This window comes from Spirosoma radiotolerans, from assembly GCF_000974425.1.
GTDB lineage: Bacteria > Bacteroidota > Bacteroidia > Cytophagales > Spirosomataceae > Spirosoma > Spirosoma radiotolerans.
Genome location: NZ_CP010429.1, coordinates 4,605,324 through 4,621,593 on the forward strand (window position 1 = coordinate 4,605,324; position 16,270 = coordinate 4,621,593).

Below are 16,270 nucleotides of genomic sequence, written 5' to 3' on the forward strand. Positions count from 1 at the left end.
GCGTTTGTCAAACGTGGCTGCAAAAGTAGGTTTTCGATACGGCTTATGCAAACAAAAGAAAGATAAATTAAACTGTTTTCTGAAGTTAGGAAGCGCTTCTTCTGGTTTACTCGTATCGCAAGGCGTCGATAGGATCCAGTTTAGAGGCTCTAACAGCCGGATAAATACCCGCAAACAAACCAACCGTAACACAGACAACAATGCCCAGACCCATCCAGCCCCAGGGGACAATGAAGCTGCCTTTCCCTTGGCTGATCACGCCCGCAATCAAATTACCGACGCCCAGCCCCAGCAGTATTCCTCCTATTCCGCCAAGAATGCAGATGACAATGGCTTCGATTAAAAACTGCTCCCGAATCCGTTTGGGCGTTGCGCCAAGTGATTTACGAATGCCTATTTCGCGGGTTCGTTCGGTGACCGACACAAGCATGATATTCAGCAACGCAATGGACGCGCCCAATAAGGTAATGAAACCTATGCCGAAGCCTCCGATACGTAAATAACCCGTGATGTTGGCCGTTTCTTTGGCCAGATCGTCGGCCCGTTCAATTTCAAACGAATCCAGCTGGCCAAGTTGATCATGCCGAACCAACCGCATAACGCCCCGCGCTTCATCGACGGCTTCGTCCTGGTCCGATACCGTTGGCACGGAGGTCGTAATATCGAACGAAAGCTTTTGGGTTCCGGCCAGCGCCCGGGCGTTATCGAGCGGAATCAGAATCATTCGATCATCGCCACCACCCGAGAAACCGCCTTTTTTATCCAGAACGCCTATAATCTTGTATTGAGTCCCCGACACCCGAATGACCTGATTGAGCGGGTTAAGCTTCTTTTCAAATAACGTATTCGCCACTTCAATACCGATGATGGCTACGTTTAGCGCATGGGTCAAATCATTTTGCGTAAAATTGCGACCGCTCTGAATCGTAAACCCTTTTACGTTCAGATAAGCATCATCGCCCCCAATAAGCTGTACGTTGGGATTCGTTTTTTTAGAGCCAAATTTTGCCTGTGCAGCGCCAGACACCACAGTTGATACGGCAATGGTTGCCCCATATGGAAACCGACGTTTGAAGTTGACGGCATCGAAGTAATCAATGGGTTCATCCTGTTTTTGCACGCGTCCACCCCGCCGGAAGGCATCCTGGCGAGCCACAATACTGAACGTATTGGCACCCAGCCCCGCAAAGCTGCTGTCGACTGAACTTTGTATCCCCTCAATAGCTGTCAGGATACCCACCAGCGAGGTGATCCCGATCGCAATAATGAGAGAAGTCAGGATGGTACGCAACCGGTTACTGGCAATCGAGCGCAGACCTTCGCGGATATTTTCGAGTAAGTTCATCTAGTCAAGGTGAAAGAGTGAAAACTAAGACACTTATTCACGGAATGCGTAAATTCACGGACGTGGTTTTTGTGCTCTCTAACTCTTTCGCTATTTCGCCTATAATTTCTCGCACAATATTTGCCTATCTTTCGTTATGACAAAACTACCACAAGCATTTTTATCGGGGAAGCCAATGAAACGCCTGCTGTTACCGCTTATCCTATTTCTCACGCTGACGGGTCAGGTGTGGGCGTCTAAAATACTGATTCCGATGGACGATAGCCAGAAGAATCACCTAAAAGCCTATGGTATTGCATATTGGGTGCTGAAAACCCACGATACAGAAATCGACTGGCTGCTGAACTACCGGGGAGGCTCCTTTATGATGCCCCAAAGTCAGGCGTTTATCAACGAAATGGTGATTCGGGGCGTCAGCTATGAGGTTATTTCGGATGCCCAGTCGGCTCAGATACTCTCAGAAGTGTCGGCAGCCGATGCCAATATGGATGCGGTGAAGCTGCAAAAGCCGCCGAAGGTAGCCGTCTATTCCCCCAAAACGAAACAGCCTTGGGATGATGCCGTGACGATGGTCATGACGTACGCGGAGATTCCCTACGACGTTGTTTTCGATGAAGAAGTGATGAATGGGAAATTGCCCGAATACGACTGGCTGCACCTGCACCACGAAGATTTTACGGGGCAATACGGCAAGTTTTTCCACTTCAAGGATCAGCCGTGGTACATTGCTCAAAAACAGGAAGCCGAAAACATTACCCGTAAGTTCGGTTTTACCAAAGTGCCCCAGTTGAAGCTGGCCGTGTCGCAGAAGATTCGTGACTTCGTGCTGGGCGGAGGTTATCTGTTCGCTATGTGCAACGCCACGGATACCTACGACATTGCCCTGGCGTCGCACAACACCGACATTGTTGACGCCTTCTACGACGGCGATCCTGCTGATCCCAATGCCAACAACAAGCTGGATTTCAGCCAGACACTGGCCTTCCGAAATTTCCAGGTATACACGAACCCATACCTGATCGAGTTTTCGAACATCGATAACCAACCTGAGGAGCGCGGCCTGAGCGAACATAACGACTATTTTACGCTGTTTCAATTCTCGGCGAAATACGATCCTATTCCGACAATGCTGACGCAGAATCACGCCAACGTCATTAAAGGATTTATGGGGCAGACAACGGCGTTCAAGAAAAATTACATCAAGCCGGAGGTGGTCATTATGGCCGAAAACAGGGCCGCTGGCGAGGCTCGTTACATTCATGCGCCCTATGGTCGGGGTTTCTTCACATTCTACGGTGGACACGACCCTGAAGACTACCGGCATGAAATCGGCGAAGAGCCAACCGATTTGAACTTGCATCCTAACTCCGCCGGTTATCGGCTGATTCTCAACAATATTCTCTTTCCCGCTGCAAAAAAGAAAAAGCAGAAGACCTAAGGGTAGCAGAATGTAGGATAGAGCACCGAGTTGCAAATGGTCGTTTTTTTGACCGCTCACATAACTTTAACGACAACTTAACTCATTTTCAATCAGGCTTTAATAGCAAATCTGGTAGTTAGTCGAACAATTTAGTTTTCGCTTACTACCATGACAAATAGCATCTATTATCCGTACCTGATACTCCTTTTATTAGTAAGCAGTTGCACAACCATCCGCCAAGGCGAGGTTGGGGTTAAACGTCGGTTAGGCAAGTTAGATCCTATAGTGCGCGGATCGGGCGTTCATACGTATAACCCGTTTACGACAACGATCATCAAGGTGCCAACCCGTACGATCAATCTCCCACTGGCCCTCGAAAATATTCCATCCAAAGAAGGCCTGAACATAACAGCAGAAATGGCTGTTCTGTATCGTGTTTTGCCCGAAAAAGCACCCGAAGTATTGTCGACCATCGGTGATCGCTACGAGAACGTCGTCATTGTAAGTGTCTTTCGGTCGGCAGCGGCTGATGTCTGCGCCCGGTATTTTGCCAAGGATATGTACACCGGTCAGCGGGAAGAAATCGAAAAGGAGATTGCCGCCGAAATGCATACCGTCTTGGAAAAACGGGGCATTGTAGTGGAGAGTGTACTCATGAAGAGTATTCAGTTGCCTAAAGGATTGGCACAATCCATCGAACAAAAGCTTGAAGCTGAGCAGCAGGCTCAGCAAATGGAGTTTGTGTTGATGAAAGAGCGCAAAGAAGCCGACCAAAAGGTAATTGAGGCCAAAGGCATAGCCGACTCTCAGAAGATTATTTCCGAAGGCCTGAACAAACAAATTATCGAATACAAAACAATCGAAGCGTTCAGGCAGCTATCCACTTCCCCCAATACCAAAATTATTGTCACAGACGGAAAAACACCGATGCTGATTTCACCGAATCAATAAGGGCTGTGTCCTCACAGACCGCTTACCCAGATGGTCTTGGACAGAACGGTCTGTGAGGACACAGACCGAGAAAGTCGCCGACAAAATCAATTATCAAACCACTCCGACACCATTTCTTCCTGAGATTTGCTCTCCAGTCTACGTTCCAGATCGTCGGGGATTTTAGGAAAGAAATCAATGCCTGTCAGTTGTTCGATGCGATCAACCGGCACCACAAATTGGCTCAGGGGGCTATTCGATGCTTCGTTATTCAGCAGAAAGCCAATCATGCGAATGTTAGGCTTATTGCAGTACAGGATCACCTTATAAAACTTTTCCGGAACACTCACTTCAACGGCTTTGCCAATGGTGGGCAAACCAGGCTTCAGAACGGCACCTGTTACCACATAGATTCCTTTATCCCGAATCGCCCAAGACCGAACCTGCTCTTCGAGTTCTTTCCAGATGCCCCGGTTAAAATCAGGCGCCTGGGGCGTAATGTTGCTCATAAAGAACGTTTCACGCATGATTCGCTGCGAAAATTTGAAGTCGCCAGCCGGAGCCAGATGTCCTCGGTCGTAGCCCGAACGCGTGTAATCGGATGGCAGCGCGGTACCGTTCTCTACGCTCGGATCGGGTTTAAACTGCTCATATTTTCGGTCCGCGTCACCCGTTGTTTCGTAGTTTAGTAATGGATAAGCGACCCAGTCAGCGTCTTTGTACTGGTCCCGATACCGAAGCGTATACCCTTCGTGCCGGACAATATCATCACCGGATTTAACCAGGGGCAAAATGAAGTCAACCTCCTTTTCAAAATCAAACCGTTGATTTCCCGATGAGCCGCCGGTTGGCGCATTAGGCCTTGTATCGCTGGCTTCACTTTCATCGGAATTTGGTCTATGCCTGCGTCGTTTGCTCGTTGCAACATCTGGGTCGTTTGGTTCGGGAGCTTTATATGGGTTATCCGCTTCGGGGTGTGATTTCGAACGACCCAGCCCAATCATCTGCCGAAAATCGTTCCAGAAAGCCACCACAGGCTGGGTGCGACCACCATAATGCAGAAACAGGCCGATCAGAAAGAAGATAAACAGTAACACAAGCGTATTACCGCGTAGGCGAAAGCCCCGTCGACTATATTTTTTGGTTGAAAAGCGAGGTTTGAAGAACATGAAAGTAAAGTTACGTTGTTTTTGTCTTGCTGATGAAACCGTCCAGCCAGATCAGAAACATCTTAAGGTAATACGTTGATCAGACGAACTCCGTTAGGAAGGCGAAACGGATGAACCGTTCGCCTGAAACTGCTGTTAAAAACTCATGTCATCGTTGAATATTATGGTTATTGGGGGCGGAGCCTCTGGCTTTTTCGGAGCCATAACAGCCGCTGAAACTTATCCAGACGCCACCATTACCATTCTTGAGAAAACCCGTACCGTTCTGAATAAAGTCCGTATTTCGGGCGGAGGACGCTGTAATGTTACCCACGCCTGTTTCGAGAATCGGGTGTTTGTCAAGCATTATCCACGTGGCGAGAAGCCGTTGCGCTCATTGATGAATCAGTTCGATGCAGCCGCAACGGTTGCCTGGTTCGAAAAGCGGGGCGTAACCCTGAAGACAGAAGCCGACGGGCGGATGTTTCCAAGCACGAACACGTCTGAAACCATCGTGACGTGCCTGCTCCAGACCGCTCGCCGATTGGGCATTGGCATCCGTACCAGTTGTGGGGTAAGTTCAATGATGCGCGACGAAAAGGGGCGGTGGCAATTGCACCTGCTTACCGACGAAATTCTGGTGGCAGACCGTGTTTTGATCGCTACGGGAGGCTTTCCCAAGGTAGAAGGGTACGACTGGCTACCCGAACAAAGTGAACCACTACTGGCACCGGTTCCCTCCTTATTTACGTTCAACGTTCCCGACAGCCCCTTTCTGTCATTGGCTGGTGTGGCGGTGCCGGATGCCAAAGTTTCGGTGGTGGGCACCAAACAGGAACAGCGCGGTCCTTTGCTGATTACGCACTGGGGATTCAGTGGTCCTGCCATCCTGCGCTTGTCAGCCTGGGCCGCCCGCGATCTTGCCGACGCAACTTATCAATTCACGCTACGCGTAAACTGGATCCCCACCCTGAATGAAAACGAGCTACGAACGGCGCTCCAGGATTTCAGGCAGCAGAACGGCCGCAAACAAGTCGTTTCTCAAAATCCGTTTGGGCTTCCCTCCCGTCTTTGGCAGGCATTGATACAGGAGTCGGGCATTTTAGAAACGCAACGTTGGGCCGACCTACCCGCCAAACCCCTCAATCGACTCTCGGAACGGCTCACCAACAGCCAGTTTAAGGTCATGGGGAAAAGTACGTTTAAAGACGAGTTTGTGACCTGCGGAGGGATTTCCTTTGACGGACTACATCCACAAACGCTCGAAAGCAAAGCCCAGCCTGGCTTGTTCTTTGCCGGTGAGGTGCTGGACGTAGACGGCATTACGGGTGGCTTTAATTTTCAGAGCGCCTGGACAACGGGCTACGTAGCAGGACTGGCTATTGGCCGTTGAGCTATTGATTCAGGATCGACCGGGCCGATTCTTCGTCTCGTTTTAACTGCGCCACTAAAGCAGGCAATCCATCAAACTTTTGCTCAGGACGTAAAAACTCCCTGAATTTCAACGTAATGTGTTCGCCGTATATATCCTTGTCAAAGTCAAAAATATAGGTTTCGATGGTCTGATTCGTGCCAGCAACGGTAGGGCGAAAGCCAATATTCAGCATACCGCCCAGGGTTTGTCCGGCATAGTCCACGTCGACCGCATATACGCCGTTGGCAGGAATAAGTTTGGACGGATCGTCGACCTGCAGGTTGGCGGTTGGGAAGCCAATCGTACGGCCAAGCTGGCGTCCTTTCACGACCGTTCCGGTGAGGCTATAAAGTCGACCCAGAAACCGGTTTGCGGTATGTACATTGCCTTCGTTGAGGGCCGTCCGAATTTTTGACGAACTGATCCCTACTGCCTCTATATCCTGCCGGGGAATCTCTTCCACCCCGAATCCGTATTCACTCTGGTGCGCCTGAATGTAATCGAACCCACCTTCACGGTCTCGCCCAAAGCGGTGATCATATCCAATTACCAGTTTTTTAGTACCGATTTTATCGATCAGAATTTGGCGAATGTACTCTTCAGAAGTCAATTCGGAGAAAGAGCGTGTAAAGGGAATCACGACCAGATAGCCGACACCCGCCTGATCGAGCAGTTCGATTTTCTCGTCCAGCGTTGTCAACAGTTTCAGGTTTTGACTATCGTTGGAGACGACCGTACGGGGATGGGGCCAATACGTGATCAGAACAGACTCTCCCCCACTGGCCTTGGCTACTTCTGTCAGTCGAGCCAAAATGGTCTGATGTCCACGGTGAACCCCATCAAATGTACCGCTAGTCACAACGGCATTCGGCAAAGGTTGGATATCATCGAGTCCTCTATAAATAATCATTCGTTTGTTGGAAGTGGGTCAGGTAGCGAAGCACGATGCGTGGCAATGAATTGCTCAATAGTGGCGGCATCCTCCACCCGGAAGTTACCAATGCGCGTTCGGCGCAGCCCGCTCATGTAAGCACCATTATTGAGCGATAAGCCCAAATCGCGTACCAGACTGCGAATATAAGTTCCTTTTGAACACACGATACGAAAATTAACCTCGGGAAAGTGATCTGTGTTCACGTCAAAAACCGATACGGTAACCATACGTGCCTTAATGCCACCATCAACCCGGTCGGCGGTTTCCCCACGCCGTGCCTTTTCGTACAACCGTTCCCCATTTACCCGAATGGCAGAATAAATGGGCGGAACTTGCAGAATATCGCCCGTTAACTGTTGAGCCGCCTGCTGTATCTGTTCGGAGGTAATTCCACTCGTATCGTACTCAGCATCAATTTCTGTTTCGAGATCCACAGAAGGGGTTGTTTTACCCAGAATAAGTGTACCCGTATATTCTTTTTCCTGCGCCTGATACTGATCGATTTGTTTGGTCATTTTACCTGTACAAAGAATGAGCAAACCCGTTGCCAGTGGGTCCAGGGTGCCGGCATGACCAATTTTCTTGAACTTACAGGCGTATTTTAGCTTGTTCGCTACATCGAACGATGTCCAGGTAAGCGGCTTATCAATTAAGATAACCTGACCGGGGTCAGGAGTATGTTCTTTGTTCAACTTAAAGGTTAACGGTTTGTGGTTCACGCGGTTCCCCGCCGGAATTTACTGGTCGACTCTGTGGATTAACAACGTAACGTGTATGCCTACACAGTGATGAATCGCCGTAAATCGAATACCCTACACACTTATAGCACGTCCAGTTTAACACCAGCTGCCATCAGGCCCAGCAGCAATAACCCGAGGGCAATTCGGTAGTAGCCAAACACTTTAAAACCATAGCGGTTGAGAAACCCGACAAACGCACGAATGGCCAGCAAACCAACCACAAAGGCAATCACATTGCCGATCAGCAGCGTCTGGTAGTCAGCAGGCTGAAGAAGTTTATACGTTTTAAGCAGCTTGTATCCTGATGCGGCAGCCATGGTTGGGACAGCCAGGAAGAACGAAAATTCAGCGGCTTGGGTACGGCTAAGCCCCTGAAACATGCCGCCAATAATGGTAGCCGCCGACCGGGATACACCCGGAATCATAGCGATGCATTGAAAGAAGCCAATGCGAATGGCATCGGGTACGGTTACATCACCATCTTTCGGTTGCCGATTAATGATGCGGTCAATAAACACAAGCACAATACCACCTACCAGGAGCGAAATAGCTACGGTTGTAATGCTTTCCAGCAGCGAATCAATAAAATCATTCAGTAAGAAGCCAATGACGGCGGCAGGCAGAAAGGCAATGAGAATTTTGCTGTAGAAATCTGCCATAGGCTGCAAACGGGGCGGCAGCGATTTAAGGTAACTGGGTACCACAAAAGTACCTGTGCGGGTATCCGTCATAAAGCGACGGTGATAGAGTACCAGTACCGACAGAATACAGCCAAACTGGACGTCGACGGTGTATAACTTGGTAAATTCATTCCCGGCAATGCCCGCCAGCGAAGAGTAAATAATCATGTGGCCCGTTGAGGATACCGGCAGAAACTCGGTCAATCCTTCAATAATGGCCAGCGCAATGGCATGAATCAGCTCCATTAATCCTGGTTGTAGTTTGTGGTTTGTCGTGATAGTCTATCAACGACAGACAAACTTATAGCAAGTGGCACGAAACGACAAACCACAAACCACAAACTTTACGCCTTGGGACGGGCGAGGATCGCGAAAAATTCGAGCACGAACCCGCCCATCACCACTAAGGGGCCAAGGGTTAATCCCAGAAAACCGAAGCCGAATTCCTCTTTATCAAGGCTCATGATAAAGAACCCAGCCAGAATAATACCGATACCCGCGAGCATCAGGGTATAATTCTGCCGACCAAAGGGCAGTGCTGCAGCCGTATCCCGCCGAACGGGCTCCACAACCGACGACCGGGTTGGAGCCGCTTTGGGGGGCAACGTTGTTGTGGCTGCTATTTTGGGGGCTGGTTGATCGCGCGTCAAGATTGGTACGCCAGCTTGTTTATCTTTTGCCATGTTCGTTCGTCAGTTATGCTTTTTGTGTAACCTTAAAATCGCCTTGTAGGTTTGTTATATCAATTCCTGCGGCTAAAGTGTACAGGATTTAGCCGCCATTCAATCAATACAGCTCATCCAGCGTGAGGCCCAGATACCGGTTAACGGCCTGAAATGTACTCAGAAAACCGATCAGCATCCCTAGTCCCACAATCCCGGCCATCAGAACGATCATTTTCTCGGTGTCCTGCAACGTTCCCAACTCGGGCAGATTGTGAATGGCAATCTGTAGGCCAGCTAACAACAGGACTACGGCAATGACACCCGCCAGAAATCCCTGCCAGATTCCTCGCCCTAAAAATGGCCGTGTTATAAATCCGTTCGTTGCCCCAACCAACTGCATACTCCGAATCAACAGTCGTTGTGAGTGCAGCGCCAGCCGGATCGTATTGTTCATCAACACAACAATAATTATCAGCAGAATCAAGGCGAAGGCCGACATCACCGCATAAATCTTCGTGATGTTCCGGTTGATGTTATCCACCAGATTTTCCTGATAAACCACCTCAAATACGCCGTCGATTTCCTCCAGATTTTGTTTTACTTCCTGCAATTTAGCTTCCTCAAAATAACCCTCGTTGAGTTTAATCCGGTAGCTGTCATGCAGTGGGTTTTCGCCTAAAAATTTCGAAAAATCTTCTTTCGTCTCTGCAATAAATTCTTTGGCCGCTTCGTCTTTGGTAACCAGATTAATTTGTGGTACACCATTGACTTTCAGAATATAAGGCTGTTCAGCAATTGTCTGATAAAGCGCTGTACTCTTCTTTGGACTAAGGTCTTTATCTAAAAAAGCCCGCACTTCGTAATTTTCACGAATGTATGTTACTAGTTTCTTTGACTGGATAGCCAGCAGACCGCAGAAACCAATTAAAAATAAAGCCAGCGTCAGACTAAATAAAATCATGCCGCTGGGATACGCACCTACTGTTTTCTTGTTACGAGCCATTTAGTGGGTTCGTGTTATGGAGACAAAAGTAACGGATTCGGCCGGGGAAAGGTCGAATTTAACAAAATTTAGCATAACAGGCCGAAAATCAGCGCCGAGCCGGAAATAGTCACGCTCGAAACCGCTTCTCAGGTTCTATTTTCCAATACGGCTACCGGATAACCAACTTCGACCAAATATAGTCCATTGGCGGGGGCTGCCCGGCCCGCCACGGTCCGATCTCGCGCCAGAATGATCTGCTCAAACTGGTCGAGGCTCATGCGCTCCTGCCCTATTTCGAGCATCGTACCCACAATGGTTCGCACCATACCCCATAAAAACCGGTCGGCTTTAATATGAAACGTAAGGCAATCCTCATTTGTATGTTTCCAATAAGCAAAATCGAGTTTGCAATGAAAGTGATTCACATTAGCGCGGGCTTTACTGAAACTTTGAAAATTTGTGTGTTGCAAAAGTAGCTCACAGGCCTTATTCATCCGGTCAATATCCAGTTTCGGCCGGAAATGATACGTCAGGTTACTGTGAAAAGCATCTTTCTGGCGCGTAACATGGTATTGGTAATAACGTGACTTAGCCGAAAACCGGGCATGATCTTTCGGTCGAACCGGAAAAATGGTGTGAATGGCAATGTCTTCGGGAAGCATGCAATTGATCGAATAAATAAAGGCTTCGGTCAAATCAAGCGGCTCATCGACGTCGAAGTGAGCAAATTGTTCTTTTGCATGAACGCCCGCATCCGTACGACCGCTCCCCATCACGTAAATCGGCTTGCCAAGTCGTTGAGTCAGGGCCGACTCAAGGGTGGTCTGCACACTAACGCCATTTGCCTGTGTTTGCCAGCCGTGGTAAGCCGTTCCCCGATACGACAATTCAATAAAATAACGCATATCAGGCAAAAGTACCGCTTAATACGCTTCGATCGGATACTGAATTGGCAAAGCGCACAGCCAGCTAATATAATGCCAGTTACTGATAACCGACACGCGAAGTTCCTTGGCCCCTCGCCTTCTATGCGCTCAAACGCCCGACAGCCCTAAAGAAGCACAGGCTTCTTTAGGGCTGTCGGGCATTCATCCTGCCCTTTTTCTTTTAGCGGGGCCCGCGCTGGCGTTCGCCCCCGCCGTTGCCTCGTTGTGGCTGCTCCTGACCATGAGGCTGAAACTGGTTTTGTCCACCCCGATTTTCCTGCATCCGTTGGAAATTCCCGCCATCACTACGGCCAGCAGGAGCCGATGGAGCGCTTGGCATACTGGGCGAACCTGAGTTGCCTATTGAACCCGGCCGATCAGCCCGATCGAACGTCCGGTTGGGCTGCTGTTGAAACCCACCAGGCTGCGCTTCACCTCTCGAATTACCACCGGGCTGAAAGTTGCCGGACGAGGGCATACCACGGCTAGGCTCAAAGCGGTTTGAGGGCGTTGGGTTTGGGCTGGCTACAGTTGGAACAGGACTGCTTAGGCTTCCACTTCGGTCTGCCGGGGCGCTGTTGTTGTAGCTTCCCCGACTAGAGCCCCCATTGTAATCCCGGCTGGGTGCGCTGTTATTACCATTGTTGTTGCCATAATCGGGGCGACTAGGTGCATTGTTTCCATTGTAATCCCGACCAGAAGTAGTGTTATTACCGTTGTAGGAGTTGTTGCCTCCATACGTTCCCCGGCTGGAACCATTGTTATTGTTGTAATTCGGACGGGGCGAATTGTCAAACCGATCGTTACGGTCATACCGATCATTGCGACCATAGTTTTGTCCATATCCCGACGGCTGACCGCCCGGCCGATAGAACCCTACCGATCCGTTACCAACTACCGAACGCCCGGGACGATCCAGTGGGTCAATGCGGTATACGGGTACACTGCGTCGGGTTATTCGCTCAATTTCTCCCCGGTTCGGTCCGTACACATAAGCCCGGTTGTTCGACCGATATATATTATTGATGATGGTCGTATTCTGGTAGATGTTTACCACGTTCGGTCGGGCCACCCGGTAGCTATATAGATAAGGGCTGGTGATGTATACCTGCGGAACAAACGTCCAATAGGGAGCGGGAATGTTTATGTTGACATTAATATCAAAGCCAGGTCCCAATGGCGCCCAACCATAATACCCACCACCCGACCGCCATGATACCCAGGCAGGCCCCCAGTCGCTGCCTGGCACCCACGCCCAGCCATACTGATTGTCGAAATACCAGCGACCATAGTGAAAGGGCGCCCATCCCCAGGGGTAGTCGGACACCCAGGTATTGCCAAATTCAGTTACAATCCAGTGTCCGTCGGTCGCATAAGGCTGAAAATCCTGCCCGACATTGGGTATCCAGACAGAACCATAGGCTGGGCTCGGCACCCACTGTCCATAAGGGGCCAGTTCATTATAAAACGTTTGAACGGGAACGCTGATCCCCGGTTGAGCCGTAGCTTGCTGGGGCAAAAATGGTTCAAAAGCGAGTACCGCTATCAAGCCAAGCAGGTTAATTGTTTTCAGGATACTCATGACGATTGGTCGTTTTCTGCCGCGTACTGAAACACGTTGACGATTAGACGCATCTGCCCCCGAAACGTTTAACGTACGAGTAAACAAACTTTGTCCTGTTCTAAAAACAATACCCGTCTGATTTGTTCAAGCGGGTATCATCGAATGTGTTGTCGTCCTTGTATTGGCAGTTACTAGTAACCACAAGTCAGGTTTACTATCGGCTGTCCATTTTCAAGCGCTCTTAATCTTCATTGGTAATGAACATTTTCGGTTTGGGGGCTTCGATGCCATCTTTCCCAAACTGCCGGGCAATGTTTTCGAGCATGTAATAATAGGTATCCCAATAATTTTCGCTTTTTGTCCAGACGCGTACGTCGTACTCCCGCGAATTAGGCGTCAATTTAGCAATCAGAACATCGTGTTCGCGGTCTTTCAACGCAAACGGGCAAGCCGCAACCACCTTCACAATGGAGGCTCTGGTCGCATCGATATCATTCTGACTGCCTACGCCATAAACTTGATCGACCCGGATAACCCCTCGGGTGCTGATATTAGTAATCGCGGATGTAGACAGTGGACCATTGGGCAAAATAATCGTTTTATTATCGAGTGTCACCAGCGTAGTATCGAAAATTCGGACCGCTTCAACATTCCCCGTAAATCCTTGCGCGACAACTAGATCACCAACGCGAAATGGCTTAAATGTTAAAATCAGTACGCCACCGGCAAAGTTTGCCAGGCTCCCCTGAAGGGCCAGACCAACCGCCAGCCCAGCGGCACCCACAATGGCAACAAATGAGGTGGTCTGGACGCCCAGCGTGCTGGCGATACTGAGCAATAGCAACACGCGTAACACTCCATTGACCAACGACAGCAGAAACGGCTGTACGTCCCGATCAACGTGCCGTTTGGTCAGCATGGAGGACAGTACTTTTACGATCCAGCCAATGAGCCAAAGGCCGACAACAAGGGTTAAAATTGCCAGTAGTATACGACCACCATAAATTGTGGCAAATGACAGCACCTGGTCATACGTGCGCTCCATTCTATTCTGTGCCTGTTCCATACGTGTAGGATTAAATATTTGGTTGGCATCAGACGTAAATAATTGCAAAAGTAACATTGCCAGAAGTCGGTTACGTTACCTTTACTGATGTTCGCGGCTTAGCTATAGCCAGTTTTTACGTCGGAATATCCAGACCGTCAGGGCCGACGACAAGACCATCATGGCCAACGCAAACACGTAACCGTATTTCCAATGGACTTCGGGCATTTCATCGAAGTTCATGCCCCAGATGCTGGCCAGCAACGTTGGCGGCAGAAAGACCAGCGATACAACTGTAAAAATCTTAACGACCCGGTTTTGCTCCAGGTCGATCAAACCGAGATAGGTGTTCTGCAAAAACTCCAGTCGCTCAAAAATAAAGTTGGTATGGTCAATTAGGGAGTTGATGTCTTTTATCAGCGTTCGGAGCCGTTGTTGCTCAACTTCATTAAACCAACCATCCGAGCGGATCATAGATGATATAACCCGCTGTTTATCAACCACATTCTCCCGGATCGACATGGTCAACTCCTGGTAATCGTTGATATTGAGCAGCATCTCGCGGTCGAGGTTTGCGTCGAGGTCGAGCATGCGATTGATCGCTTTTATTTCGCCCGATACCATTTCAATCAGGTCGGCATCCGAATCGATACGGGATTCAAAAATAGAAATCAGAATCTGTGCGCCATCATTGAACAGCGCCCGACGCGACTTGATGCGCTTCACTGTATCGGCAAATGCTTTCAAATCAGCATTCCGGTACGTAAATAACGTATCGTCTTTCAGCAGAAAACTCACCGGTACGGTCACATAACGATGCTCAGCATCGGGCACCAGGAAGTTGGAGTTCGCAATCAAAAAATCGTCCTCTTCGATATAACGAGAACTGCTTTCAATTTCGAGCTGCTCCTGCTGACTCAGGAAATCAACATCGAATTTCTCTTCTACTCGCTTAATTTCGACGGGTGTCGGGTTTTGAAGGTCTACCCAGAGCGTCCGTTCAGTATTGGAGAAGGAATCAATATCTCGGATTTTTCGGACGGACGTTGCGTCTTGTTGAAAGATACGGATCATAAAGTCGAGAGCAGAAGTTACGGTCGCGAAGTTCGCAGAAACAATCGGACTGCCGAATAGCTTTTCGCTTATTTCCTCACTTATTGCCCATTCCCCACTTTTCGAATCTGGTAGAACAGCTTTTCGAGCAGACGACTGTCGTTGGTAATGATTTCAGCTGATGCAGCCATTCCGGTTTTATAGGCTAGTTGTTTTCCGTAGGTCGTTTGCAGCCCGGTTGGCAGGAGTACCTTGGTCAGGAACACGCTATCTTTGAGCGAGACATCGGCAATCCTGGCTATGCAACCCCGTACCGCTCCAAACTCCTGATAGGGGTAGCCTGCAAATTTTATCAGTACCGACTGCCCAACGGCCACCTTTCCCGAATTTTGCTGTGGAATACGGACTTCGCCGTAGTAATCGGTGCTACGTGGAGCCACGTAGAATATCTCCTGATTTACAGCAACGGACTGATTTTCCTGCAACATTCCCTGAAAGGAAACGCGTCCATTTACAGGAGCAGTCATTATGTATTTAAGTTTCCAGCTATCAGCAGCACTTTGCAGCGTGTTTAGTGCCTGTAAGAATTTATCGCGTTCTTCGGCCACCTGCTTGTCTAACTCCAGAATTTCTTTCTGCTTGGCCCGTTGAGCTGTTAGGTTACTGATCAGAGCCGAAGCCGTTTGCTGATACGGCAGTTTACGAGCAATATTTTTACTTTCTTCGCGGGTTAATTCAAGCGGTGCAATGACTTTATCACGAGCCAACTGCGCCTGAATATCGTAATCTTGCTGGGCCAGCGCCATGTCGCGCGCCTGAATTTGATGCTGGGTTCGTAAATTGTCGGCCAATAGCGTTAGATCAACGATTTCCTGTTGGAGTAACCTCTTTTTCTGGCTGTAAAACCCATTGGCCAGATATGCCCTCAACTGAATATGGGCCTGTTCGAAGGTTTGATAGGCATTTTGCAGTTCGCCAAGTTGGCTATAAGACGAGAGCGTCAATAGGTTTAAAGCCTCCAGATGCCCGCGACTGGCCAGCCCCCAGGCTTTACTTAGTTCTCCTGAAAGTCGTACTACATCGGCATGGTTGGCCGTACTTTCGAGATAAGCTAGTTGATCGCCCGACCGAACAAGCTGCCCATCCTGCACCAGTAACCGAACCAGCTTCCCATCTGTACGAGTCAAAACTGCTTTGGGTGCGTTAGTCGATGTCAGTTTGAACGACGCGTGTATCAGATCAGGATAATGCACTAGCCAGGCACCAGCGAAAATTAAGGCAACAACCAGCAGCACAACCAGAATACCCCAGCGGAGCAACCAGGTTGGCGAACGCGCCATAAGCTCCTGCACCTCCTCAGAACGGAGTTCGGTAAAGTAGTCAGAACGGGGATTCATTTGATTAAAATAATTTACAGGATT

General features: G+C 49.3%; 15 protein-coding genes. 3 read left to right on the top strand and 12 right to left on the bottom strand.

Annotation, left to right across the window (positions count from 1 at the left end; all coding sequences use genetic code 11):
- Positions 1 to 106: 106 nt before the first annotated feature.
- Positions 107 to 1,345 (bottom strand): ABC transporter permease, encoded by a 1,239-nt coding sequence (locus SD10_RS18705; RefSeq protein WP_046575815.1) that lies wholly within the window; start codon positions 1,343 to 1,345, stop codon positions 107 to 109.
- A gap of 175 nt (positions 1,346 to 1,520) precedes the next feature.
- Here SD10_RS18705 and SD10_RS18710 point away from each other — a divergent pair, with 175 nt between their 5' ends.
- Positions 1,521 to 2,783, top strand: a complete 1,263-nt coding sequence (locus SD10_RS18710) for a hypothetical protein (RefSeq protein ID WP_046575816.1) — start codon at positions 1,521 to 1,523, stop codon at positions 2,781 to 2,783.
- 150 nt (positions 2,784 to 2,933) lie between these two features.
- The gene (locus SD10_RS18715) at positions 2,934 to 3,716 is read left to right on the top strand and encodes a prohibitin family protein (RefSeq protein WP_046575817.1); all 783 of its coding nucleotides are present in this window, start codon (positions 2,934 to 2,936) and stop codon (positions 3,714 to 3,716) included.
- 86 nt (positions 3,717 to 3,802) lie between these two features.
- On the opposite strand, the gene SD10_RS18720 is transcribed toward SD10_RS18715, so the two are convergent.
- On the bottom strand, positions 3,803 to 4,864 hold the full coding sequence (locus tag SD10_RS18720; RefSeq protein ID WP_046575819.1) for a DNA/RNA non-specific endonuclease: 1,062 nt from the start codon (positions 4,862 to 4,864) through the stop codon (positions 3,803 to 3,805).
- A 145-nt stretch (positions 4,865 to 5,009) separates the two neighbouring features.
- Here SD10_RS18720 and SD10_RS18725 point away from each other — a divergent pair, with 145 nt between their 5' ends.
- Positions 5,010 to 6,236: a BaiN/RdsA family NAD(P)/FAD-dependent oxidoreductase gene (locus SD10_RS18725; RefSeq protein ID WP_046575820.1), complete on the top strand. Its 1,227-nt coding sequence runs from the start codon at positions 5,010 to 5,012 to the stop codon at positions 6,234 to 6,236.
- A gap of 1 nt (position 6,237) precedes the next feature.
- Here the strand turns inward: SD10_RS18725 and SD10_RS18730 are convergent, their stop codons facing one another.
- The 10 genes from SD10_RS18730 to SD10_RS18775 all read right to left on the bottom strand — a co-directional run bounded on the left by SD10_RS18730 (position 6,238) and on the right by SD10_RS18775 (position 16,246).
- Positions 6,238 to 7,167, bottom strand: a complete 930-nt coding sequence (locus tag SD10_RS18730) for a bifunctional riboflavin kinase/FAD synthetase (protein ID WP_046575821.1) — start codon at positions 7,165 to 7,167, stop codon at positions 6,238 to 6,240.
- The gene (gene truB, locus SD10_RS18735) at positions 7,164 to 7,883 is read right to left on the bottom strand and encodes a tRNA pseudouridine(55) synthase TruB (protein ID WP_046575823.1); all 720 of its coding nucleotides are present in this window, start codon (positions 7,881 to 7,883) and stop codon (positions 7,164 to 7,166) included. Before truB ends, SD10_RS18730 begins: the two co-directional genes overlap by 4 nt.
- A 128-nt stretch (positions 7,884 to 8,011) precedes the next feature.
- The gene (locus tag SD10_RS18740) at positions 8,012 to 8,857 is read right to left on the bottom strand and encodes an undecaprenyl-diphosphate phosphatase (RefSeq protein ID WP_046575824.1); all 846 of its coding nucleotides are present in this window, start codon (positions 8,855 to 8,857) and stop codon (positions 8,012 to 8,014) included.
- Positions 8,858 to 8,955: 98 nt separating this feature from the next.
- Complete coding sequence (locus tag SD10_RS18745) at positions 8,956 to 9,294, bottom strand: DUF3098 domain-containing protein (RefSeq protein ID WP_046575826.1); 339 nt, start codon at positions 9,292 to 9,294, stop codon at positions 8,956 to 8,958.
- A gap of 103 nt (positions 9,295 to 9,397) precedes the next feature.
- Entirely contained in the window at positions 9,398 to 10,279 is an 882-nt protein-coding gene (locus SD10_RS18750; RefSeq protein WP_046575828.1) for a cell division protein FtsX, read from the bottom strand.
- A 128-nt stretch (positions 10,280 to 10,407) separates the two neighbouring features.
- Entirely contained in the window at positions 10,408 to 11,166 is a 759-nt protein-coding gene (truA, locus tag SD10_RS18755; RefSeq protein ID WP_046575830.1) for a tRNA pseudouridine(38-40) synthase TruA, read from the bottom strand.
- Between the two features lie 202 nt (positions 11,167 to 11,368).
- Entirely contained in the window at positions 11,369 to 12,769 is a 1,401-nt protein-coding gene (locus tag SD10_RS18760; protein WP_046575831.1) for a DUF6600 domain-containing protein, read from the bottom strand.
- 223 nt (positions 12,770 to 12,992) lie between these two features.
- Positions 12,993 to 13,817, bottom strand: a complete 825-nt coding sequence (locus SD10_RS18765; protein WP_052731222.1) for a mechanosensitive ion channel family protein — start codon at positions 13,815 to 13,817, stop codon at positions 12,993 to 12,995.
- Between the two features lie 102 nt (positions 13,818 to 13,919).
- On the bottom strand, positions 13,920 to 14,870 hold the full coding sequence (gene corA / locus SD10_RS18770; protein ID WP_046575832.1) for a magnesium/cobalt transporter CorA: 951 nt from the start codon (positions 14,868 to 14,870) through the stop codon (positions 13,920 to 13,922).
- An 80-nt stretch (positions 14,871 to 14,950) separates the two neighbouring features.
- Positions 14,951 to 16,246 carry an HlyD family efflux transporter periplasmic adaptor subunit gene (locus SD10_RS18775; RefSeq protein ID WP_046575833.1) on the bottom strand — a complete coding sequence of 432 codons (1,296 nt, stop codon included), beginning with the start codon at positions 16,244 to 16,246 and terminating at the stop codon, positions 14,951 to 14,953.
- Positions 16,247 to 16,270: the final 24 nt, after the last annotated feature.